Here is a 22,114-nt window from a genome sequence, read left to right on the forward strand (position 1 = left end):
AACCAAGGCGTCGCAGCGCTTGGTTCGCTCGGGAAATCGCGCGGTGCGAGCACCCGAGCTGGTCTTCAATCTGGCGGTAAGAACGCTTCCCTAAAAGCAGCGTCATCACCGCACGGTAATCCGGCCCTTCCGGTTTTAGAGTGCGTTGATTTTGTCCTGTAGCTGTCCGGAGTGGATCAGGCACCGCAAGATGTAGTGGTTGAGGTTTTTGAAACCTAGGGCGATGCCGCGTAGGTGCTCGAGTCGGCCGTTGATTGCCTCGACGGGGCCGTTGGAGGCACCGATATCGAAGTAGGCGAGCACATCTTTGCGTCTTCGCCACAGGGTTCGGCCCAGTTGGGCGAGCTCTTCTAAGCCTTTCGGTAATCCTTTACGCAGGGTGTGGATGATGCGTTCCATGAGCTTTTTGCCTTCCGATTTCTTCGGATGCGCGTACGCGGCAATCATGTCTTGGTAGAGCAACCACGTTACTTCTAGGGCCACGTAGTCGTCATCGGTGGCCCACAACATTTCTAAGCGTTGCTTTTGCCGCTCGGTGAGATAGTTCGTCCTGGTCAACAGGGTGCGCCGGTGCTTGTACAGCGGGTCATCTTTGCGTCCGCGGCGCCCGGTGGTCTCACGTTGGAGTCGTTGTCGGCAACTGGTGAGCTTGTCGGCTGCTAGATGCACCACATGGAAAGGGTCCATGACTTTGTCCGCCTGTGGTAGTTGCTCTTCGACTGCAGTGGCATATCCGGTGAACCCATCCATGGTCACTACCTGTATCTGTTCCCGGAAGCTGGGGTTGCGTTCCTTAAGCCACCCGCTTCAGCACGTCGGCGGACCTGCCTGGTCGCATGTCTAACAAACGTGCAGGCCCACGCCCGTCCACCAGCGGGGTGAGGTCAACAAGTATGGTCACCAGGTTTGATGCCTGGCCTGGTTTACGGGTGTGTTTCCATACATGTTCATCGACTCCGAGGATGCGAACCCCGTCTAGGTGACAGGGATCGCCGTAGACAAGCTGGCGGCAGGCATCCAGCGCGACGTGGTTGACCAGGTCCCAGCCCACACCGAGTGCTTTGGCGGTAGCCGACACACTCATCCGATCAATAGCAAGACGCTGCAAGATCCAGCGGGTGACCCGGTCAGTGAGCTTGGAGCCGTCATCCGCGCAAGCCAAGGAAGCCTGGAAGATCCTTCTCTTACATGAGGCGGCTGTGCACAAGAATCTGGGGACTGTTACGTGCAGCCTAGTGGGGAATCCGACGACAGGAAGATCAACGAGTCGACGAGTGATGTGGTCACGAAGCTTGCCAGGCTGCCCACAGTCCGGGCACACGCCGGAAACGGCTACTGGTGTGGCCTCAATGATGGTCAGTGGTCCGGCATCAGCGGCGCCGGTGATGGCAAGCCCGATTTCCGCGGTACGGCAGATGGTGTCGGCAACGAGGTTTCCAGTAGGCTTCACAGTACGGGTCCCTGGTGGGTGTAGATGGTTGTTTAGGAGCTTTCATCTTCACACCAGGGACCCTTATATGTTGTGGTGACCCGCTGGACCCGTCGTGTTCTATTTCACCCCGCTACGCACTCCGAAACCGGAAGAGCCGGTAATCCGTCATCAGCGGACTCCTTCCAGTACACGCCGCACCCGAGTGGTGCGGCTACCGGAAGTATCACCCCGAGCGCGCTGAACTGCTACCAGATACTCACTGAAGCGCTACCAGATAGTCACGACACTGCTACCAAATAGCCGGTCGCAACACCCAGCTGAGATACATCGAACGTAAAGCCCGCATATCCCGCAACTGAAAACGAAAAATCTCGAGACACCGACCGGAACGATGTCTCGAGACTTCACATGGTGCCCCAGAGAATGTCTGGTTCGGAGACATCGTTCCGCATGTCTCATGAGATCGTTCCGGTCCAACCAGCACGAATGTCTCACCACATCGATCCAGTTGAAAACCCTGAGGCTAAAACTGCCCAGACACGGCGAAAAGCGATGTCTCGAGACATCGATCCTCTGTAGCTTTCCGCACCGAAGCGGGGGGACTCTGAGAGTATGCCCGTGCGAGGCCCAGCGCTGGTACTTCTAGCGCCTTCAGGAGCAGTTCTAGGTGTGTGTCGCTAACAACTAACGGCAACTGAGGCCGGAACCAAGTCCCGGTTATAGCGTTGAACGCCCGCAAACGGGGCACAATCTTGGCCCGCACAGTCGCCTGCCCCTCGGAGTACTCGCGACGTTGCGGATGCCCGATTTTCGGGAGCCTGGGGCACTTGAAAACAGAAAATCTCGAGACACCGACCGGAACGATGTCTCGAGACTTCACATGGTGCCCGGGGCGGGACTTGAACCCGCACGTCCTATAAGGACACTGGCACCTGAAGCCAGCGCGTCTGCCAATTCCGCCACCCGGGCAGGGTTTAGATGTCTTGGCGACCAGCTAACTTTAGCACGCAGCCCCGTTGAATCGACAAATCCGCTGGCAAAGCCGAACTTTTTCCTGAATACACAGGGAACTTTGGGCCGCGCGTCTACGTTAAATAGAGGAAAGCCACCTATACTGATCGCTGCTATATCGCTGTATCCCACCGTCGCGGTGAGATATTTCCCTGGAACATCCTGAAAGGAGGACGGCACTTCCCCATGGCATTGCTCGAGAAACTCGCCAAGCTGGATTCCTCCCTGCAGCGCGGATTGGACAACGGCATGGCCTTTGTCTTTGGCGGCAAGGTCGTCCCCGCAGAGATTGAGGAACTCCTCAAGCAAGAGGCGCAGGACAACCTGTCCCGCGGTGATGACGGCAAGCTGTACAGCCCCAACGTCATGACCGTCGGTGTGTCCTCCAAAGACATTGAGAACCTCTCCCAAGACCGGGATATTCCTTCGGATTTGTCTGACCAACTCACCCGCTTCATTCGCAACAGTGGCTGGTCCTTAGCTGGGCCGGTCATCGTGCGAATTGCGGAGGAGTCGGGACTGCGCACGGGCCAATTGCGCGTGTCTTCCTTTTTGGACCACGAGCCCACCGAAGAAACGGGATTCGACGCGATTTTCCACCACGACCATGGTCAGGAGGACTCTATGACCCAGCCGCACAACGCCGACGAGGCAAAGACCACCGCTTTCATGGTGCCGAACCCCAACGAGCCTGCACCCACCCCGCAGGGCCCGGCGGTGACGCTCATGCTGCAGGACGGTTCCTCCCGCGTCTACCACGTGCGCGAAGGCTCCAACATCCTCGGCCGCAGCAACGACGCTGACCTGCGCCTGCCGGATACGGGTGTCTCCCGCCAGCATGCGGAAATCACGTGGAATGGCCAGGATGCGGTGCTGGTGGATCTGCAGTCCACGAACGGCACCACGGTCAACGACACCCCGATTGAGAACTGGCTGCTTGCCGACGGCGACGTGATCACCCTCGGCCACTCCCACATCGAGGTCCGCATTACCGGCCTTGAGAACCAGAATTATTAAACCCCAGTTCCCCCTAGAGTAAGGACCTTCCATGGACTCGGTTGTGCTGCTGTCGCTGCGCATCGGCCTGCTGGTGTTGCTGTGGCTGTTTATTCTGGTCGCACTCAACGCCATGCGCCGGGACGCCAACAAGGCGGCCGGTGTGTACCAGGCATCGGCCCCGGTGAAGGGGTCACAGAGGCGTCGCGAAGCGCCGCGTGAAATCGCCATCGTGGATGGGCCCCTGCGCGGTTCCCATATGGAACTCGGCACCCTCGAAGACTGTACGATGGGCCGCGCACAAGACTGTGACTTTGTCACTGGTGATGATTTTTCTTCCGGTCACCACGCTCGCCTGTTCCGTCGGGGCAGCGAGTGGTTTGTGGAGGATCTGGAGTCCCGCAACGGCACCTTCGTCGGTGGCGCCCGTATTGACCAGCCGGAACGCGTCGGCGTGGGCTCGGATATCAAACTTGGTCGAACGACCGTGAGGTTGATGGCATGACTTTAAGCCTGAAATTTACTGCAGTAACGGACCGCGGCTTGGTCCGTGGCAACAATGAGGATTCCGCCCACGCGGGCCCACATTTGTTGGTGCTGGCGGACGGCATGGGCGGTCACGCCGCTGGTGAGGTGGCCTCCACCACCATGGTGGAGCACATGGCTTCTCTCGAGCGCGATCCAGGCGACAATGACATGCTGGCCCTGCTTGGCGCGGCCGCCGAGGATGCCAATGCTGCCATCCGTGCGCACGTGGATGAGCATCCGGAGACCGAAGGAATGGGCACCACCCTCACGGCCATGCTCTTCAACGGTTCCACGTTCGGCGTGTGCCACGTCGGTGATTCCCGCGGCTACCGTTTGCGCGAGGGCAAGCTATCCCAGATCACGAAGGATGACACGTACGTGCAGTCCCTCGTTGATGAGGGCAAGCTCGACCCGGAGGATGTCTCCTCCCACCCGCAGAAGTCCCTGATCCTTAAGGCCTACACGGGCCGGCCGGTGGAGCCGACGCTCTTTACGCTGGATGCCCAGCCGGGTGACCGCATTCTGCTGTGCTCAGATGGTCTGTCGGACCCGGTGACGGCATCAACCATTGAGCAGGCGCTGGGACAGGGCTCGGTGGAGGAGGCCACCATCATGCTGCGCGATCTCGCGCTGCGCTCGGGCGGTCCGGACAACGTCACCATCGTGGTGGCGGAGGTCGTGGACGCCGTGCTTGACGACGCCTCCCCCATCACCGTCGGCGCCATCCAGGGCGTAGTCCCGGACCCGACGCACCCGGATTCCTCCGCGAGCCGCGCAGCAAAGCTGGTCTCGCCCCCAAAAGCGAAGGCCGCTGAGGTCACGCCCCGAGAGGATTCCGAGGAAGAACCGCAGCGGCCGCCGCGACGCAGCCGGGTGGGCTGGAAGGTCATCGCCTCCCTCGCTGTGGTGCTGGTCATCGTGATCAGCGGCGGGCTGTGGATGAAGAATCACCTGGCCAACAACTATTACGTGACCACGGATGAGGAGGAGGTCCTCACCATCCAGCAGGGCGCAGATTTTGAGATTTTCGGCCGTCCGCTGCACCACACCTATCAGCATGCGTGCCTGAGTGAGAAGAATGCGCTCAAGCTGGGCCGCGATGACTGCGGGGGCGACTATGCCCCGTTCAAGCTCGCGGATTTGCCGGAGTCAGAGCGCGCCGCGGTGGGCAATCTGCCTGCGGGGTCCTATGACGAGGTGCAGACCCAGCTGTCGCGGCTGTCGGAAAAGGCGTTGAAGCCCTGTGCGAAGGCGACGTCAAAGGAAGCGGAAGTGGGCACAAAAAAGAGCACAGAGAAAGGCTCGGCCACGGACACCAAGAAGGACGCCGCTACGCCCGCACAGGGCAAGTGCCGGGAGGTGAAGTAGGTGAGCAAGCTCTTTTCTCGTGGAACGGAGTTCGGCCTACTCGTCCTCGCCACGCTGGTCTTTGCCATCACCTTGGTGAGCTTGGAGCTCTCCCAGGGCAACGTGCTGACTTTTGATGTCCTCTACCTCATTGGTGGTTTCATCGGCGTCTTCGCTGTGGCGCACGTCGTGCTGTGTTTCTTGGCGCCCTATGCGGACCAGATCATGCTGCCCATCGTCGCGATCCTCAACGGCATCGGCCTCATCATGCTGCAGCGCCTTGACCTGGCTAGTGGCGGCGGGCTCGCCGTGCGCCAAGTGCTGTGGACCGTGGTAGGCCTCATCCTCTTTGCGCTGCTGCTCGTCCTGTTGCGGGATCACCGTTCGTTGACCCGGTATTCCTATATTCTCGGCGCGCTCGGCCTCATCTTGCTGGCGCTGCCACTGGTGTGGCCGCAGCCGCCAGGCGTAGAGGCACGCATCTGGCTGTGGCTCGGGCCCTTCTCCATTCAGCCGGGCGAGTTATCCAAAATCTTGCTGATTTTGTTCTTCGCCATGCTGCTTAGCCAGAAGCGCTCCCTGTTTACGGTGGCCGGCTATAAATTCTTGGGCCTGTCCTTGCCGCGTTTGCGCGACCTTGCCCCCATTCTCATCATCTGGGGCATCGCCATCGTCATCATGGGCATCTCTAATGACTTCGGCCCGGCTCTGCTGCTCTTCAGTACCGTGCTCGGCATGCTGTTTATGGCCACCAACCGCGTGAGCTGGCTGCTCATCGGCGTCATCCTCGTGGGCATTGGTGGCTTCGGTATCTACCAGGTTTCGGAGAAAATCCAGCAGCGCTTCTCCAACTTCCTTGACCCGCTGGGCAACTATGACACCACCGGCTTTCAGCTTTCCCAAGCGCTCTTCGGCATGTCCTCCGGCGGCATTACCGGCACCGGCCTGGGCCAGGGCCACCCGGACATGGTGCCGGTGGCGCACTCGGACTTTATCCTGGCAGGCATCGGCGAGGAATTCGGCTTGGTCGGCCTCGCCGCGGTACTCATCCTCTTTGCCACGCTCGTCTCCCGCGGTTTCCGCACCGCGCTGACCTGCCGTGATACCTATGGCAAGCTGGTGGCCTCCGGGCTCGCGCTGACGCTGGCCGTCCAGGTCTTCGTCGTCACCGGCGGCATTTCCGCCCTCCTGCCCATGACGGGCCTCACCACACCGTTCATGTCTGCCGGCGGCTCCTCGCTCATGGCCAACTACATGCTCTTGGCGCTGCTGCTGCGCATTTCCAATGCGGCACGTCGCCCGGCGCGCGAGTTGACCTCCAACGCACCGAGTGACACGTCCATGTTCCCCGCCATCCAGGAGGCCACCCGATGAATAAATCGATCCGCCTCGTCTCCCTCTTTGCAATCCTCCTCACCGCCGTACTCCTTGTGAACCTCACGGTGGTGCAGGCATTGTCGGAGGATAAGTACGCACATAATCCCAAGAATGTCCGCGGTTACCTTGAGATGCGCACGACGCCGCGCGGCCAAATCTTCGCGGGCGATACCGTGCTGGCGCAGTCCACCGCGGATGAGAACGGCAACTACTCGCGCTCCTACCCCACTGATTCCCCAGCCTTTGCCGATGTCACCGGTTACCTCTCGGAGCGCTTCGGCGCCTCCCAGCTGGAGGCCTCGCAGAATGACATCCTCAACGGCAAGGACGACTCGCTGTTGGCACACAACTGGCTCGATATGCTCTCCGGCAAGCCGCAGAAGGGTGCCAACGTGGAGGTCACCATCGACCCAGCGCTGCAGCAGGCAACCTACGACCAGCTGGCCGGCCCAGGCTACAAAGGCGCGGCCGTAGCCATCCAGCCCTCAACGGGCAAGATATTGGCCATGGCCTCCACGCCCAGCTTCAACGTCTCCGACCTCGTCGGGGACAACGCGGCCGAAACGTGGGATCAGCTGCAGAATCAAGAGGGCAATCCGCTCATCAACCATGCCACGCAAGACACCCTGCCCCCCGGGTCCATTTTTAAGATCATCACCACGGCCGCTGGCCTCAACAACGGCTTTAACCCGGACTCTACGCTGACCGGCGCGGCGTCCATCACGCTGCCGGATACGGTCACGGAGCTGACCAACGACGGCAACCGAGCCTGCGGCGGCGCGGAGAGCGTCACCCTACATACGGCCTTCGCGCTGTCCTGCAACACGGCTTTTGCGCAGATGTCGGAGAGCATCGGCGCCGATGAGCTGCGTAAATATGCGGAGGGCTTCGGCGTGGGTGAGAAGTACTCGCTCGGTGTGGAGACTTCCGCTGGTGCGCTGGGCGATCTTGGCGACGGCGCCCAAGTCGCCCAATCCGTGATCGGCCAGCGCGACGTGACCATGTCCGCCCTGCAGGCGGCCATCATGGCCGGGACCATCGCTAACCAGGGCAAGCGCATGGAGCCCTACCTCATTAACCGCATCACCGATGCCCAGATGAATGAGCTTCGCACGACTCAACCACGTCAGGCAGCCGAAGCTGTCAGTGAAGAGACGGCCAACACCATCAAGGACCTCATGTTTGCCTCCGAGCACAGCACCTATGGCTATGACGGGAACGGTTTTGCCTCGAAGACCGGTACCGCCGAGCACGGCGAGGGCCTTGCCCCGCACGCGTGGTACGTGGCTTTCGACCCGGACAAGGATATCGCGGTGGGCGTCGTGGTCAAGGACGGCGGGCACCTAGGCCAGAATGCCTACGGCAGCCAAGTCTCCGCGCCCATCGGCCGCGCCATCCTGCGCGCATACGGAGGTGAGCAGTAGTGAATAGCGCTGAGAACAAAGAACACCTGCAAGCACTCATCGGCAACGATTACCGGCTGCAGTGGATCGTCGGCCACGGCGGCATGTCCACCGTGTGGCTGGCCGATGACGTCCACCATGACCGCGAAGTGGCCATCAAGGTCCTGCGCCCGGAATTCTCCGACAACTCCGAATTCCTCTCGCGCTTCCGCAACGAGGCCCAAGCAGCAGAATCCATCACGTCGGACAACGTCGTCGCCACCTATGACTACCGCGAGCTCGAGGACAACGGCCGCGCCTTCTGCTTCATGGCCTTGGAATACATCCGCGGCGAATCCCTCGCCGATCTGCTGGCCCGCGAAGGCGCGCTGCCGGAAACGCTCGCGCTTGACGTCATGGAGCAGGCCTCCCACGGCCTGTCCGTTATCCACAACATGGGGCTCGTGCACCGCGACATCAAGCCCGGCAACCTCATGATTACCCAAAACGGGCAGGTCAAGATCACCGACTTTGGCATCGCCAAGGCAGCCGCAGCCGTCCCGCTCACCCGCACCGGCATGGTCGTGGGCACCGCCCAGTACGTCTCCCCCGAGCAGGCCCAAGGCCTCGACGTGGGCCCGGCTTCCGACGTCTACTCGCTCGGCGTTGTGGGCTATGAGATGCTCGCCGGCAGTCGCCCCTTTAGCGGCGATTCCTCGGTATCGGTGGCGTTGGCGCATATTAGTCAGGCGCCGGAGCCCTTGTCGACGTCGATAAGCGCGCCCACCCGGGAACTGATCAGCCTAGCCCTGCGCAAGGACCCGGGCACCCGCTTTGCCGACGGCAATGAATTCACCAACGCCATCTCGGCCGTACGCCAAGGCCAACGCCCGCCGCAGCCGAAGTCCGCCGCGCTCGCGCCCCCGGCCGCCGAACCCTCGCCCTCCGCCTCGACGGAAATGCTGGCCAACATGGCCAACCCGACCACGGTGCGCCCAGCCGCCGAACCCCCGGCCAAGAAGGGCGGATTCGGCACCGGACTGCTCATCGCCGTGGCCATCGCCGCCCTCGTGGCAATCGGACTCGCCGGTTATAAATTCTGGAACGACAACTCCACCGACCCAGTCCCAACCCCCACGGAGCAGCCGACGGAAATCATCGTGACGGAAACCGTGACCCCAGAGGTTACCGAGGAACCCACCTATCGCTCCCCGAAACCAGTAGAGACCACCATCGTGGAGGAAGAACCCCCGGCACCCGTCACGGTCACGAAGACACACTCGGTCATGCCTGCGCCGACACCAGAGGTCACGACGCACCAACCCACGCCCGAGGTTGCCACACCCGAGGAGACACAACCGCAGGTCAATGACGCCCCAACGGACACACCCGAACTAGACTCACAGGGCACACCCACCGAAGAATCCGCACTACAGGGAGGCCAGTAACCCACCATGGTCAGTGATCGGTACCACCTCCGCCAGTCCATCGGCACTGGCGGCATGTCCGAGGTCTACAAGGCCGACGACACCGTCCTGGGACGCACCGTCGCCATTAAGATGCTGCGCCCCGATATGGCGCGCGACGTCAACTTCCGCGAACGCTTCCGCCGCGAGGCCCAGAACTCGGGCAAGCTCAACCACCCCAACATCGTGGCCGTCTTCGACACTGGCGAGAAGGACGTCGACGGCATGACGGTGCCCTATATCGTCATGGAATACGTTCAGGGCCGCACCTTGCGTGACATCGTCCGCGAGGATGGGCCCATGCCGGTGGCGGAAGCCGCGCGCGTGCTCAAGCCAGTGGCCGATGCCCTGCAGTCCTCCCACGAGGCAGGGATCATTCACCGCGATATCAAGCCGGCGAACATCATGCTCACCAACACCGGACAGGTGAAGGTCATGGACTTCGGCATCGCCCGGGCGCTCGATGACTCGACGTCCGCGATGACGCAAACCTCTGCGGTGATCGGCACCGCGCAGTACCTCTCGCCGGAGCAAGCTCGGGGCAAGCCTGCCGACGCCCGCTCCGACGTCTACGCCCTCGGCTGCGTCATGTACGAAACGGTCACGGGCCGCACCCCGTTTGAAGGCGAGACCCCGTTCGCCGTGGCCTACCAGCACGTGCAGGAGGACCCAACCCCGCCGTCGGAACTCATCAGGGAGGATCTGACGGAGAAGCAGCGCCTCGGTGTCGATGCCGTGGTGCTCACCGCCATGGCCAAACACCCGGCGGATCGCTACCAGTCCGCGTGGGAGATGAGCGATGACCTCGACCGTTTGGCGCAGGGTCAGATTCCGGAGGCGGCGCGCTCGCACGTGAATGAGGAGGATCACCCCACCACGATGGTGGCTCCGGTCTCGGCGCAGCACCGCGCCCCGGTGGCGTCGACAAGACCTAGCGAAGAGGATGAAGGCGGTGGCGGCCTGAAATGGCTCGCTGCCCTGTTGGCCGCGTCTCTCATCGCCATCATTGGCTACTTTGCCTGGGATTTCTGGCAAGGTTCCCAGCAGGAGGCTCGTGAGCGCGAGCAGGCTCAGGAAGAGGCTGCGCAGCGCGCGAACATGGTCGTGGTACCGAAGGTGGCGAATCGCCTGCGCAACGAGGTCGTGGAGGAGCTGGAGAAGCTCGGTCTGCTCGTGACGGTCAATGAGGAGCCGAGCCCTGATATTGCTCGCGGCAAGGTCATCCGCGTGAACCCGGCGGAAGGTTCTGAGCTGCAGAAAAATTCCTCGGTCACGGTGACGGTGTCCTCTGGCAAGGAGATCACTGAGGTTCCAGACCTCACCGGCATGACCGTGGAGGAGGCCACGCAGGCGCTTGATGACGCCAACCTCGAACTCAACACCGACGTTGAGCAGGTCCATGACGAGGCTCCACGCGGACAGATCGTGTCCCAGAACCCGGCGGGCGGCGCGCAGCTCTCGAAGGGGTCGAAGGTTCACATCACGGTGTCGAAGGGCCAGCGCGAGGTCAGTGTTCCCGATGTCTCCGGTATGGATCGCGATAGGGCCGTGGAAATGCTGAGCTCGATGGACTTCGATGTCTCGGTGTCGACGGTGGATTCTGAGCTGCCGGAAAATCAGGTCATCAAAATCGCTGAAAAAGACCAGAAACTGCCTAAGGGCGCCCCAGTCACCATCGAGGTGTCGAACGGCATGATGATTCAGGCACCGGATTTGTTGCACTCCACGCAGAGTGAGGCGGAGTCGGCGCTGCGTGCTAAGGGCTGGACGGGATCGCTGGACGTCGGTGAACCTATTGCTACGTCGAACCCAATCGACACCGACAAGATCGGCTGGGCTTCCGCCAGCCGCGGCGATGTCATCCGGAAGGATGCCGTCATCCAGGTTCGCTTCTGGGAATTCGACCCAGCCGCGCTGCTGCCGCAGTAGCTGCTAAGGTATCCCACAGATTAAACCCCCTATTCAAAGGTGTAGAAATGCCAAAGTCCAAGATCACGACGGAGGGCTCCGCGCTCCCCCAGTCCTCCAGCTCTGCTACTAACCGCACCCCGGTCAAGATCAACTCTGAGGGCACCCCGAAGTGGTACATCGCCATCATGCTCGGCCTCATGCTCATTGGCCTGCTGTGGCTCGTGGTGAACTATCTCGCCGGTGAGTCCATCCCGTTCATGCACGAGCTTGGCCCGTGGAACTACGGCATCGGCTTCGGCCTGGCCATCATTGGCCTGCTCATGACGATGGGTTGGCGTTAGTCTCCCGCCTCATCTCCTATGAACTCCTCGAGGTTCTATAGCGTCGCCGGTGTCGGCTGCATCATCTTAGTGATGCTCACCGTCACGGTGGATGCGTCGTTCCTCAACCCTGGCGCACTTGTGCTCGCAAGCCTCGGTGTCGCGCTGACGCCGCTCGCCATCCGCCGCCCGTTCGTGGCGGCTTTCGGGTACGGTGCGCTTTTTGCATTCGCCATCTGGTACCCGGAGTGGCGATCATTTCTGCTTCTGGCGTGGAGCCCGGTCATCGTGGGCATCGTGGCGCTTCAGAAGCGCTGGTGGTGGGCGATCGCTCCCGCGTTTTTGTACACTCTTGTCGTTTCCACCGACCCTTCGGGCCGGACTCTGCGCATTTCAGATCCACTGAGTATCTTGCTGCCCGCCATCCTCTACGCGATCGCCATTGCTATCGGTGCGAGTATTCGTCGAGCCCGCGATCAGCGCCTTGCTATCGAAGAGCGTGCAGCAGCCGAACGTGAATCGCTGATGACTGCTCTTCATGATTCCGTGGCCGCAACGTTGACCTCTGTTGTTATGCGTTCCGAAACCCTCGCGCTGACGCAAACGGAACCTAGCGCCGCCGACTCCGCGGAAGCAATTGCCGACGACGCCCGTAGAGCCATGGGCGAGGTCCGGGATCTCCTCCGGGTGATGAAGAACGAAAGCGTCACCCACGGCGTTAAGTCGGTGGAGGACGACCTTGAAACCATGGTGAGCTTCTTGGGCAGCCATGGATTTCAGTGCGAGGTACATATTTCTCTAGGGAAAGTTGGGCAGCTGGCGCTTCCGGATAAGCTGTCGTTGGTGTTCTCCGAGCTTGCCGTGAATATCCTTAAGTACGCCCAGCCCGATTCACGGGTGACGATCGAAGCCACGGGGACTTCCAAGAACCTCGACGTTCACATCACCTCTATGATTGCGGCGCGCCAATCCCGCGAATATATGACGACAAACCTGGGCTTGGGCGAAATTGCTCGCCGCGTCCGCCGGATGCAGGGAAGCTTCGGGAGCGGCAAGGAGGCTGAGCACTGGGTCACACGCTTGTCGCTTCCTACTGCTTGTTTGAGAAAAATATAGTAGGCTTTGTCCGTAAACATTGCTCCTTGAATATAAAAGGCACACTATGCGTACTTCCCTTGCCATCGCCGCCGCGGCGCTTGCCCTCTTTTCCGCCCCGGTTGCCGGTGCGTCTGAGATCACTGCAACCAACGCCGACGCGGAGTCCACCAGTTTCGGCTTTTATAGCTCCTTCGCTTCGGACTTTGCCGATGAATTCCGTTGCTCCACCAGCCCGCAGCGCTGGTGGTGTGGTGGCCGCTGGGACTAACCCAGGGCACTAATGGGAATCCGAGTCTTCCTTGTGGATGATGACGAGCTTGTTCGCTCGTCCTTCCGCGTCTACTTCCAGACCACGGAGGACATCTCAGTGGTCGGTGAGGCAACCAACGGTGCGGATTGCCTAGCCCAGATCGAGGAGGCTAAGCCCGACCTCGTCCTTGCCGATATTCACATGCCGCAGATGGACGGCATCTCCCTGCTGAAGCACCTCAACTCCGCGCCGAACCCTCCGACGTTCCTGGCGGTAACCGCCTTCGACTCGGATGACACGATGTTGAAGATTCTGCGTGCGGGCGGTGCTGGCTACATCCTCAAGAACCAACGCCCCCGCTCAATCATCGAAGCGGTTCGCGCTGCCGTAGAGGGCGGCACCGTTGTGGCACCGTCCGCTATGCACCGCTTGGTGGACTACATCGGCGAACCCACTACTCCACGCGATCCCGTGGCTGCGGCCATCGAAGGACACGAGCTTCACGACGCCGAAATTGCCGTCCTCAAGCTACTTCTTGCCGGCAACTCCAACTCTGAGATTGCCGCTGCCACAGGCTTTTCTGAGTCCGCCGTGAAGAAGCATGTGTCGCGCCTCATCACCACCTTCGGCGCCACGACGCGCCTGAACCTGGTGACCAAGATTCTTGGCGGCACTGGCTTTTAATTTGTTGTAGTGGATCGCCGATGTCGCGGATGCCTGGTGGGGCGTCCGCGTCGGCGGTGTGGCGTTGGGGGTTTAGCCTGGTCGGGGCAGGTTGTTTTGGGCTTGCTGGTAGGCAGCGTGGGCAGTGATTGGTTCTGCCTAGGGCGGGATGTAGTCAACCTCGCCGCGAATCCTAAACACGTAGCCTGCCCCGGTGGGTTTATCCGGGTCATCATCATTAATCCCGTTGTGGTAGGCACACAATATGGTCAGGTTCGGCGGATCGGTGGTACCGCCTGCTTTCCACGGCACCAGGTGATGCACCTGGGCAAAATCAGCAGGCTTATTACAACCTTCCCTGGCACACGTAGGGTGCTCCGCACTAGCCATCATGCGTTGCTCAAACCCAGCGAAGCGTTGCATGCGGTGTAGCCACACTGGCCCGATGGTGGGGTGGATTAGGGTGACGTAGCCGATTTCCGCAAACTTGTAGTTCAAAAACTCAGCACCGGTCATACGCCCACCATTAGTTAACTCCAGGACGATGTCGTCACCGTCACCGGAGACAATCTTGTCAAGCTTATCCAAGGTCACCACCACGCTGGTTAACACCGCAGGCTTTGTTCCACCATGGGACTTGGTGAAGAAGACCTGTTTGCAAGCCTCCAGCAGGTTGGTGTGGTTGATGGATTCTAAGGTGCCGTGCATCTCAGTAATCATCAACGCATCCCCAGTAATAGTCAGCGAGTGCGGGCCTTGCTTACGATAAGTCATACGCACTCCGGGTTTCGGCACACGCTTGGGCTTGAGCTCTTTTAACCGCTTAGCCGCCACGGCTGGAATGTTGTGTGCGTCGGTGCCGGCAAGTCTGAGTCTTAGATTCCAGGCATCCAACTGATTCTTGAGTTTCGAAGTATAGGACTCAATAAGACTTAACGTGGCCACATCATGGCCCTGGTCCAGGGCACGCGCACGCGCGGTGCGTTGCTTACCAGTGAACTTGGTAGCACCGAAGTAGATGTGGTGCAGGCGTGCTAATTCGGCGGCATCAGCCGGTGCCGCGCCGAGTGCGCGTAGGTTTTGTTCTCCTCCTCCCGCTTGCCCCACCAACGTGATCCCCGAGTTGCGGAAGGAGAAATAGGTCTCTAAATCCCCCATGACCCAGAACACTAAACCACCCTAACCAACCCCGCAACCGGAAGGGTGTTAACACCTTGGGTAAAAAGTTATCCACAGGGTGGGGATAACTCTGTGAAAATTGAATTTCACAGCTCTTGTCCACAGCCTGTGGATAAGTGTTTTCACGCCCCTCACAGGGCGCCCAAAAACTGCAATCGAACGCGATTCACCTGCTGATCTGGAGAAATCTTGGCCCACACGTTCGGTAAATTACAAAAATGTAGTTATCCACAATGTGGATAACTCTTGTGGAATCTTTTCGCACAGAGGTTTTGGTGAATAACACGCCCGAGTTATCCCCAAAGCCCAGCTCGCAGCGCTGCCGTAATGGCCGCGGCTAGTGCGATAATCCAGATTCCCAGCCAGCGAAGCCACAGGCGCTGGCGGAAGACGAACGGTGCCAGGAGCAGCCCCGTAAGCAGGCCTCCCAGGTGTCCCCACACCGACACGTTGTCCGCGATGAAGCTGTAGGCAACGTTGGCCACCACGAGGACGATTGGTGCGCGCAGGTCGAGGCCACGGCTGCGGTATACACCGATCAGAAGCCCCATGAGCGCAAACAACGCACCAGAGGCACCCACGGTGGGAGTGTCAAAATCCATCCACAACACCGCGGCCGACGCGCCGACCACGGAAATGAGGTAGACGGCAACATACAGCACGCTGCCGAGAGCGCGTTCCACTTCCCTGCCCACGAAGAAAAGCATCACCATGTTGACCAGAAGATGGCCGGCGTCGAGGTGCATGAACCCGGCTGTTATCACCGTTGCCGGGTGTGCGGAGACATCCGGGCCCCACAGAGTCCAGTCCTGGGCTAAGGAACTGCGGTAATACGGTGCGGCGAGAGTCCTGGCCTGTGCAGCTGTGGCCAACCACGCACCGATACACAGCACCATGAATACGAGGGTCGCCGGCATTGACTTCAGATAATTCTTCACAAAGACTCCTTATACGCAACAAACCCGCCACCACGTCATGTGGCAGCGGGCTCGAAAGAAAAGGTGAGAGCGCTTAGGCGATCTCGATGGACTCGATGACGACATCCTCAGCCGGACGGTCCATGCGGTCGGTGGAAACCTTAGCAATCTTGGACACGACCTCCTGAGAGGCGGCATCGGTAACCTCACCGAAGATGGTGTGGTGGTTGTTCAGGTGCGGGGTCGGCGCCACGGTGATGAAGAACTGGGAGCCGTTGGTGCCCGGGCCGGCATTCGCCATAGCCAGCAGGAACGGGCGGTCGAACTGAAGCTCCGGGTGGAACTCGTCCTGGAACTGGTAGCCGGGGCCGCCGCGACCGGTGCCGGTCGGGTCGCCGCCCTGGATCATGAACTGGTCAATGACGCGGTGGAAAATAGCGCCATCGTAGAACGGGCCGGACTGCTCGCCCTTCGCGTTCTGAGTGGTGTAGTCCTTCTCGCCCTTCGCTAGGCCGATGAAGTTCTCCACGGTTACCGGTGCGTGGTTACCGAACAGGTCGATAACAATGTCACCGTAGTTGGTGTGCATCGTTGCAGTTGCGGTCTTCTGAGTCATGCCTGCCATTGTATGGATTTTTCCCTCATCGCGTCGTTCCGGCGCGACGCTGTCAGCGATCTGCGTAGTCTGGCGAACATGATTCGCGCTATTCTTTTCGATCTTGATGACACCCTCATGGACCACACTGCGGCAATGCAAGCGGCCGTCGAGGAGTGGCTTCCTGGCGGGCATCAGCAGCGCTTCGCCGACATTGAAAAGAAATGGTTCGCCGCGTTTGAGCGCGGCGAGGTCAGCCACCAAGGACAACGGGTGGAGCGCTGCCGCGAGTTCTTGGGACGGCCCGAGATGACGGAGCAGGAAGCACTGGCGGAATATGACAAATATCTGACTGCGTACGCGAAGCACTGGTGCGCGGTCGAGGGCGCGCGGGAAGCACTTGAGTATGTCCTCAAGTTGGGGCTCAAGGTGGGAGTACTGACGAACGGGGCGCGTGAGATGCAGGAGGGCAAGCTGCGCGCGGGCGGGCTCGACCTGCCCGGGGTGGAACTGTTCCCGACCGTCGAAATGGGACACCCAAAGCCGCAGCGCGAAGCTTATCTGGAAGCGTGCCGCCGGTTAGGTGTGGAGCCTGCCGATGCCCTCATGGTGGGTGATTCTGTGGCCAATGACGTCGAGGGCGCACGCGCGGCGGGACTGAAAGCACTGCACTTCGACCGAGAAGGGCGTGGGGACCTTGCCACGTTAACTGATCTGCAGAGCGTGAATTTCAGGGCGCTGTAAACGGGCGAAAAACGGGCGAAAGCCCTCCGGAAAGGGAGGACTTAGGACCTAAGGTTTACGCGCGCGGGCCCAAAGGCTGGCGCGGTCCTAGAGGCTGGCGCGGACCTCGTCGCGGGCAAGGACCAAGTTGCGCAGGGAGGCCTCGGTCTCTTCGTAACCGCGGGTCTTCAGGCCGCAGTCCGGGTTGACCCACAGGCGCTCCACCGGCACGTTCTTAAGAGCGGCACGGATGAGCTCTGCCATCTCCGCCACAGACGGGATGCGCGGCGAGTGGATGTCGTAGATACCCGGGCCAATCTCGGAGTGGAACTTCTCGTCGATATCCTCGAGGAGCTCCATGCGGGAGCGGGCTGCCTCGATGGAGGTGACGTCGGCGTCGAGGCCGGCGACGGCGTCGATAATCTGGCCAAACTCCGAGTAGCAGAGGTGGGTGTGGATCTGCGTGGTCGGCTTAGCCTCCAGCGCCACGAGGCGGAAGGAGCGCACGGCCCACTCCAGGTAAGCCTTGCGGTCCTGCTCACGCAGCGGCAGCAGCTCGCGCAGGGCGGGCTCATCGATCTGGATGATGTCGATGCCGGCTTCCTCGAGGTCACGGACTTCGTCGGCAAGCGCGACGCCCAGCTGGTCAGCGGAGACGGACTGGTGAACATCATCGCGGACGAAAGACCAGGCCAGGATGGTCACCGGGCCGGTGAGCATGCCCTTGACGTGCTTTTCGGACTGGGACTGAGCGAACTGTGCCCACTCGGTGGTCATGGCCTCCGGGCGGGAAATGTCGCCGACGACGATTGGCGGACGGGTGCAGCGGGAGCCGTAGGACTGAACCCAGCCGTTTTCGGTGACGACGAAGCCGTCGAGAAGCTCGGCGAAGTACTGCACCATGTCGTTGCGCTCCGGCTCGCCGTGAACGAGGACATCCAGGCCCAGACGCTCTTGCAGCTCGATGACGGACTTCACCTCGTTGCGCAGGGCTTCGGTGTAGTCGGCGTCGGAAAGCTCGCCCTTGCGGTGAGCAGCACGTGCGGCGCGGATTTCGGAGGTCTGCGGGAAGGAACCGATGGTGGTGGTCGGCAGCTGCGGCAGGCCGAGGGCTTCCTGAGCCTTGTTGCGCTCGGCGAACTCCGGCTGACGCTGTACCTGACCCTCCGGCAGGGCGGCGGTGCGATCCTGCACGGCCTGGTTGTGGGTACGAGCGGATTCGGCGCGGGTACGCACGGCACGGTCCGCCTGAGCGTAGGCCTCCGGGGCATCGAGCGGGCCGGTGGCAAGTGCGACGACCTCACGGACCTTCTCATCCGCGAAAGCGAACCACGTGGCGACATCCACCGGCAGGGAGGTCTCGGCCTCGACGGTGTGCGGCACGTGCTGAAGGGAAACCGAGGTGGTCACGGAGACACCCTCACCCAGGGACTCGAGCTTCTCGCGCAGGTCACGCAGGTTAGCGGCCCAGACGTTGCGGCCATCGACAAGACCAGCGGCGAGGTGGGTAGCGTCGGCGAGCTTCTGAACGCGCTCGAGGTAGGAATCATCCAACGCCAAGGTACCCACGGAGAGGTCAACCTGGGCTGCCTCCGGCTTAAGCTCAGCAATGGCGTCAAGGCCAGCGTTGAGGGAACCGTACGGCGAGGTGAGGTAGACCTGCGGGCGCTTCTCGGCGCCGAGGATACGACCATAAGCGGTCTTGAGGGCGGCGGCGAGGGTGGAGTCGTCGGCAGCCGCGAGGTCAGCGACGAGGGCCGGCTCGGCGAGCTGGATCCACTCCACGTTGGCGTCGTGAAGCGCGGCCAACACAGTGAGGTAGGACTCCACGAGCTCGTCGAGGCGGTCGAGCGGCTGCTTGGTGGCGCCCTCCGCCTGCTTGGACAGGGCCAGGAGGGTCACCGGGCCAACGAGAACCGGGCGGACGGTGTGACCAGCAGCGCGAGCCTCCTCGACGATCTTGAGCACACGCTGCGGGCGGGCGGTGAAAGACTGGGTATCGGCGATCTCTGGGACGATGTAGTGGTAGTTTGTGTCGAACCACTTGGTCATCTCCAGCGGCGCGGTGTCCTTGTTGCCGCGGGCCAAGGTGAACTCGTCATCGAGGGTCTCGCCCTCAACAGCGCCCACGGTCAGCGCGGTCTCCAGGACGTGGTCGTAGTAGGCAACGTCAGCCGGGATGGCGTAGTCCTCGCTCAGGCCCAGGTCCTTGAGGCGGGCGTAGGTTTCGAGGCGCAGGGAGTGCGCGGCGGACTCGAAGGTCTCGGCGTCAATCTTGCCGGACCAGTAGGACTCCAACGCGCGCTTGAGCTCGCGGTGAGCGCCAACGCGGGGGTAGCCCTCAATCGTTGCCTTGGGGAAAGATGCGGTCATGGGGTGACTCCAATTCGGTTAAGCAGGTCAGTCGTAATGTCAGGATTGTTGTGTGTGTAGATGTGCAGCCCATCAGCGCCGGCGTTCAACACCGATTGCGCCAAGGAAGCTGTAATCTGCATGCCTATTTCTTTTTCTTCCTCGGGTGAGGTCGCTGTCACGAGCTGGTCCAGGACCGCTGTCGGCCCATCCAGCCCCGACAGCTGGCACATTCGCTCCACCCGAGCGCGGCTGGTCATCGGCATGATCCCGGGGATGAGCGGAATGCGCACGCCAGCCAGGCGGGCGCGCTCGGCAAAGCGGACGTAATCCTCCGCGTCGAAGAAAAGCTGGGTGATGGCGAAGTCGGCGCCGAGGCGCTGCTTGGACAGAAGGACGTCGATGTCCTCATCGGCGGTGGCGGACTCGGCGTGGCCGTTGGGATAGCAGGCCACACCGACTGCAAGGCGCCCGGCAGCCAAGCGCGCCACCCGGGCAGATTCCCAACGGCGGATGAGCCGGACCAAGGAATCAGCATGCGGCAGGTGGCCCTCGGGCATGCCGCCCTCGGGGAGGTCGCCGCGCAGGGCGAGGAGGCCGCGCACGCCGGCGTCAACAAGCGTGTCGACCCACTCCTCAAGTTCCTGCTCAGTACCGGCGGTGCAGGCCAGGTGGGCCAACGGGCGCATGGAGGTATCGCGGGAAATCTTCTCAATGAAGGCGGCGGTACCCTCCAGCCAGCCCGAACGCTGGGAGCTCGTCACGGCGATGTAATCCGGGTTATACGCAGACAACGTGGCAAGCAGACGGTCGATTTTGGCGGCATCTGCGTCGTGGCGCGGCGGGATCACCTCGAAGGACAGCGCGGTGCGCTCGAGGCGCTCGGGTGTATCTTCGCTGATTTGGTCTAGTGGCGCGGATGCGGAGAGTCGCGGGGACATGGTCACCTCCTCTGCAGGTTGTCGGGGTAAGTCATCGGTGCTGTTGGTGAAAACGTACCAAGCTGTTCATTTTTTCGGCACCTGCATCTCGAATGGTCATACCATTCCACCCCAATCAGCTGCGCCGTTACCCAAAACCCAAGGTGAATAAAAACGTCCCCCTTCCGTACAAAGCTGTCTATTTTTGGTGAACTGCTTGATGCTTCACACACCCAGTGGCGGGGCGTGCGCGGCGCCACTACGCTGAAAGGGAGAACCCAGCGATAAAACAAGCTCGAGTAACACTCGGGCAAGAAACGCACTGTGAAGGAGCACCACTCCCTATGAACCCCGCCGCTTTGTCCACTACCATCAAGCTTGCGTCCTCCCTGTGGGAGCGCGCTAAGGACTACCGCGAGGAGAAGTCCCGCGAGGCGTACTCCGTCCTCGAGACCGCCGCTGCCCGCATGGAGGAGCGCGATAATGACTGGTTCCCGGAGGCCCGCCGTGAGGCCGGCGCCGTGACCAAGGCTGCTCACTCCCGCCTGGAGCGCGCCCTGGAGGAGCTCAAGGAACGCAGCGAGGACACCGCTGAGAAGCTCGCCTCCGCTGCTGAAGACGCCCAGAACAAGGCCTCCTCGAAGCTCAGCAAGGTCCAGAAGCAGGCCGACAAGAAGGCGTCGAAGGCACGCAAGCAGGCGGAGAAGAAGGCCTCCAAGGCTGAGAAGAAGGCCCACAAGAAGGCCGCCCTGGTGAAGAAGAAGGCCCGTAAGGCCGCTGGCAAGGAGAAGAAGGGCTCAAAGGTCTGGCTCATCTCCGCTCTCGTGGCCGCCGTAGCTGCTATCGCTGGTGGCGTCTTCTACTTCTTCACCCAGAAGAAGGAAGAGTCCAAGGTTCCGCCGCGCGTGGAGGACTTCGCCACCCCGTCCACCTCCGCACCGCAGGGCTCCACCTTGGTCTACACCTCCACCACTGAGGATGACACCAAGGTTCCGGCACAGGGCTCGGATCTGGCTGAGGATGGCGTCGTCGAGCGCGATGAGGAGCTGCTGGGCTCCCTGGATGAGCAGCTGGCCAAGCACCGCGAGGAAGAAACCGCCACTCGGAACGCTATTGAGACCGAGATTGAGGTCAGCAACGCCGACTCCGAAGGCGTTGACACCTCCCGCATCACCGATGATCACGAGTCTGAGGGCAAGCACCGCCTGCGCACCGAAGACGAGAACTAAAATTCACTTCCCATACAGCCCCCTCCCCCGCCTTTGGGGGGAGGGGGTTTCGTTGTCTAGATCTCACTACTTTGCTCCTGCGCGTGCGAGCTGCTTGAATCAGAGGTTAATTGGCATCGATCGTGGACGATCGGTGCCCGCGCGCAGTTTTCGCACTGCAGTTGTATTGGTCATAGCACCCCCAAGGAGATGAAAACATGAGCTTCGAATCACTCATCGTCAAGCTCAAAGGTGGCGACACCTTTTACTTTCCAGCAGGTGCCGTTGCGGGCGACCCGTCATCCCGCCTAGACAACCTCCGCTTCGCCATCGAGAACGGTACGCAGTTCAGCTCCGTGGATGACTATGGCGTGGACCGCGAGTTCAACGGCTACGACGTGGACAATTACCACCTCTCCTAAGACTGTTATCTAAGTCA

Annotated in this window: 19 protein-coding genes, 1 tRNA gene and 1 pseudogene; 14 read left to right on the plus strand and 7 right to left on the minus strand. The window is 61.2% G+C overall.

Features of this window, described 5'->3' with window-relative positions; genetic code table 11:
• Window positions 1-135: 135 nt before the first annotated feature.
• Window positions 136-1,450: pseudogene (locus M5J09_RS07395) on the minus strand (ISL3 family transposase).
• An 863-nt stretch (window positions 1,451-2,313) separates the two neighbouring features.
• Window positions 2,314-2,401: transfer RNA gene (locus M5J09_RS07400), tRNA-Leu, on the minus strand.
• Between the two features lie 228 nt (window positions 2,402-2,629).
• Between M5J09_RS07400 and M5J09_RS07405 the strand changes: the two genes are divergently transcribed.
• The 11 genes from M5J09_RS07405 to M5J09_RS07455 are packed head-to-tail and all read left to right on the plus strand — an operon-like array spanning window position 2,630 to window position 13,802.
• Window positions 2,630-3,460 (plus strand): DUF3662 and FHA domain-containing protein, encoded by an 831-nt coding sequence (locus M5J09_RS07405; protein WP_042528662.1) that lies wholly within the window; start codon window positions 2,630-2,632, stop codon window positions 3,458-3,460.
• 31 nt (window positions 3,461-3,491) lie between these two features.
• Complete coding sequence (locus M5J09_RS07410) at window positions 3,492-3,944, plus strand: FHA domain-containing protein (protein ID WP_042528660.1); 453 nt, start codon at window positions 3,492-3,494, stop codon at window positions 3,942-3,944.
• On the plus strand, window positions 3,941-5,335 hold the full coding sequence (locus M5J09_RS07415; protein ID WP_257157438.1) for a protein phosphatase 2C domain-containing protein: 1,395 nt from the start codon (window positions 3,941-3,943) through the stop codon (window positions 5,333-5,335). Before M5J09_RS07410 ends, M5J09_RS07415 begins: the two co-directional genes overlap by 4 nt.
• Window positions 5,336-6,688 carry an FtsW/RodA/SpoVE family cell cycle protein gene (locus tag M5J09_RS07420; protein WP_257157439.1) on the plus strand — a complete coding sequence of 451 codons (1,353 nt, stop codon included), beginning with the start codon at window positions 5,336-5,338 and terminating at the stop codon, window positions 6,686-6,688.
• Complete coding sequence (locus M5J09_RS07425) at window positions 6,685-8,115, plus strand: penicillin-binding transpeptidase domain-containing protein (RefSeq protein WP_257157440.1); 1,431 nt, start codon at window positions 6,685-6,687, stop codon at window positions 8,113-8,115. Before M5J09_RS07420 ends, M5J09_RS07425 begins: the two co-directional genes overlap by 4 nt.
• Window positions 8,115-9,521, plus strand: coding sequence for a serine/threonine-protein kinase (locus M5J09_RS07430; protein WP_257157441.1), 1,407 nt, complete (start codon window positions 8,115-8,117; stop codon window positions 9,519-9,521). Before M5J09_RS07425 ends, M5J09_RS07430 begins: the two co-directional genes overlap by 1 nt.
• A 6-nt stretch (window positions 9,522-9,527) precedes the next feature.
• Window positions 9,528-11,468, plus strand: coding sequence for a Stk1 family PASTA domain-containing Ser/Thr kinase (pknB, locus tag M5J09_RS07435; protein ID WP_257157442.1), 1,941 nt, complete (start codon window positions 9,528-9,530; stop codon window positions 11,466-11,468).
• A gap of 47 nt (window positions 11,469-11,515) precedes the next feature.
• Window positions 11,516-11,791, plus strand: coding sequence for a cell division protein CrgA (crgA, locus tag M5J09_RS07440; protein ID WP_042528647.1), 276 nt, complete (start codon window positions 11,516-11,518; stop codon window positions 11,789-11,791).
• A gap of 18 nt (window positions 11,792-11,809) precedes the next feature.
• On the plus strand, window positions 11,810-12,886 hold the full coding sequence (locus M5J09_RS07445) for a sensor histidine kinase (protein WP_257157443.1): 1,077 nt from the start codon (window positions 11,810-11,812) through the stop codon (window positions 12,884-12,886).
• 46 nt (window positions 12,887-12,932) lie between these two features.
• Entirely contained in the window at window positions 12,933-13,136 is a 204-nt protein-coding gene (locus M5J09_RS07450; RefSeq protein ID WP_042528643.1) for a hypothetical protein, read from the plus strand.
• Between the two features lie 12 nt (window positions 13,137-13,148).
• A complete protein-coding gene (locus M5J09_RS07455) occupies window positions 13,149-13,802 on the plus strand; it encodes a response regulator transcription factor (protein WP_042528641.1) in 654 nt (217 codons plus the stop codon).
• A 138-nt stretch (window positions 13,803-13,940) separates the two neighbouring features.
• Here the strand turns inward: M5J09_RS07455 and M5J09_RS07460 are convergent, their stop codons facing one another.
• The 3 genes from M5J09_RS07460 to M5J09_RS07470 form a co-directional block, all read right to left on the minus strand.
• Window positions 13,941-14,939, minus strand: coding sequence for an HNH endonuclease signature motif containing protein (locus M5J09_RS07460; protein WP_257157444.1), 999 nt, complete (start codon window positions 14,937-14,939; stop codon window positions 13,941-13,943).
• A 314-nt stretch (window positions 14,940-15,253) separates the two neighbouring features.
• Entirely contained in the window at window positions 15,254-15,898 is a 645-nt protein-coding gene (locus tag M5J09_RS07465; protein ID WP_257157445.1) for a rhomboid family intramembrane serine protease, read from the minus strand.
• Window positions 15,899-15,971: 73 nt separating this feature from the next.
• Window positions 15,972-16,502, minus strand: a complete 531-nt coding sequence (locus tag M5J09_RS07470) for a peptidylprolyl isomerase (RefSeq protein WP_039672975.1) — start codon at window positions 16,500-16,502, stop codon at window positions 15,972-15,974.
• A gap of 3 nt (window positions 16,503-16,505) precedes the next feature.
• On the opposite strand from M5J09_RS07470, the gene M5J09_RS07475 reads away from it, so the two are divergent.
• Window positions 16,506-17,216 carry an HAD family hydrolase gene (locus M5J09_RS07475; RefSeq protein WP_257157446.1) on the plus strand — a complete coding sequence of 237 codons (711 nt, stop codon included), beginning with the start codon at window positions 16,506-16,508 and terminating at the stop codon, window positions 17,214-17,216.
• Between the two features lie 87 nt (window positions 17,217-17,303).
• Here M5J09_RS07475 and metE read toward each other — a convergent pair whose 3' ends face one another.
• On the minus strand, window positions 17,304-19,568 hold the full coding sequence (gene metE / locus M5J09_RS07480) for a 5-methyltetrahydropteroyltriglutamate--homocysteine S-methyltransferase (protein ID WP_257157447.1): 2,265 nt from the start codon (window positions 19,566-19,568) through the stop codon (window positions 17,304-17,306).
• Window positions 19,565-20,488, minus strand: a complete 924-nt coding sequence (locus M5J09_RS07485) for a methylenetetrahydrofolate reductase (RefSeq protein ID WP_257157448.1) — start codon at window positions 20,486-20,488, stop codon at window positions 19,565-19,567. The genes metE and M5J09_RS07485 overlap by 4 nt, the downstream gene beginning before the upstream one ends.
• A 323-nt stretch (window positions 20,489-20,811) precedes the next feature.
• Between M5J09_RS07485 and M5J09_RS07490 the strand changes: the two genes are divergently transcribed.
• Window positions 20,812-21,696: a hypothetical protein gene (locus M5J09_RS07490; protein ID WP_257157449.1), complete on the plus strand. Its 885-nt coding sequence runs from the start codon at window positions 20,812-20,814 to the stop codon at window positions 21,694-21,696.
• A 197-nt stretch (window positions 21,697-21,893) separates the two neighbouring features.
• On the plus strand, window positions 21,894-22,097 hold the full coding sequence (locus M5J09_RS07495; RefSeq protein WP_042528631.1) for a hypothetical protein: 204 nt from the start codon (window positions 21,894-21,896) through the stop codon (window positions 22,095-22,097).
• Window positions 22,098-22,114: the final 17 nt, after the last annotated feature.

This window comes from Corynebacterium sp. BF-R-2 (genome assembly GCF_024586525.1).
Lineage (GTDB): Bacteria > Actinomycetota > Actinomycetes > Mycobacteriales > Mycobacteriaceae > Corynebacterium > Corynebacterium singulare.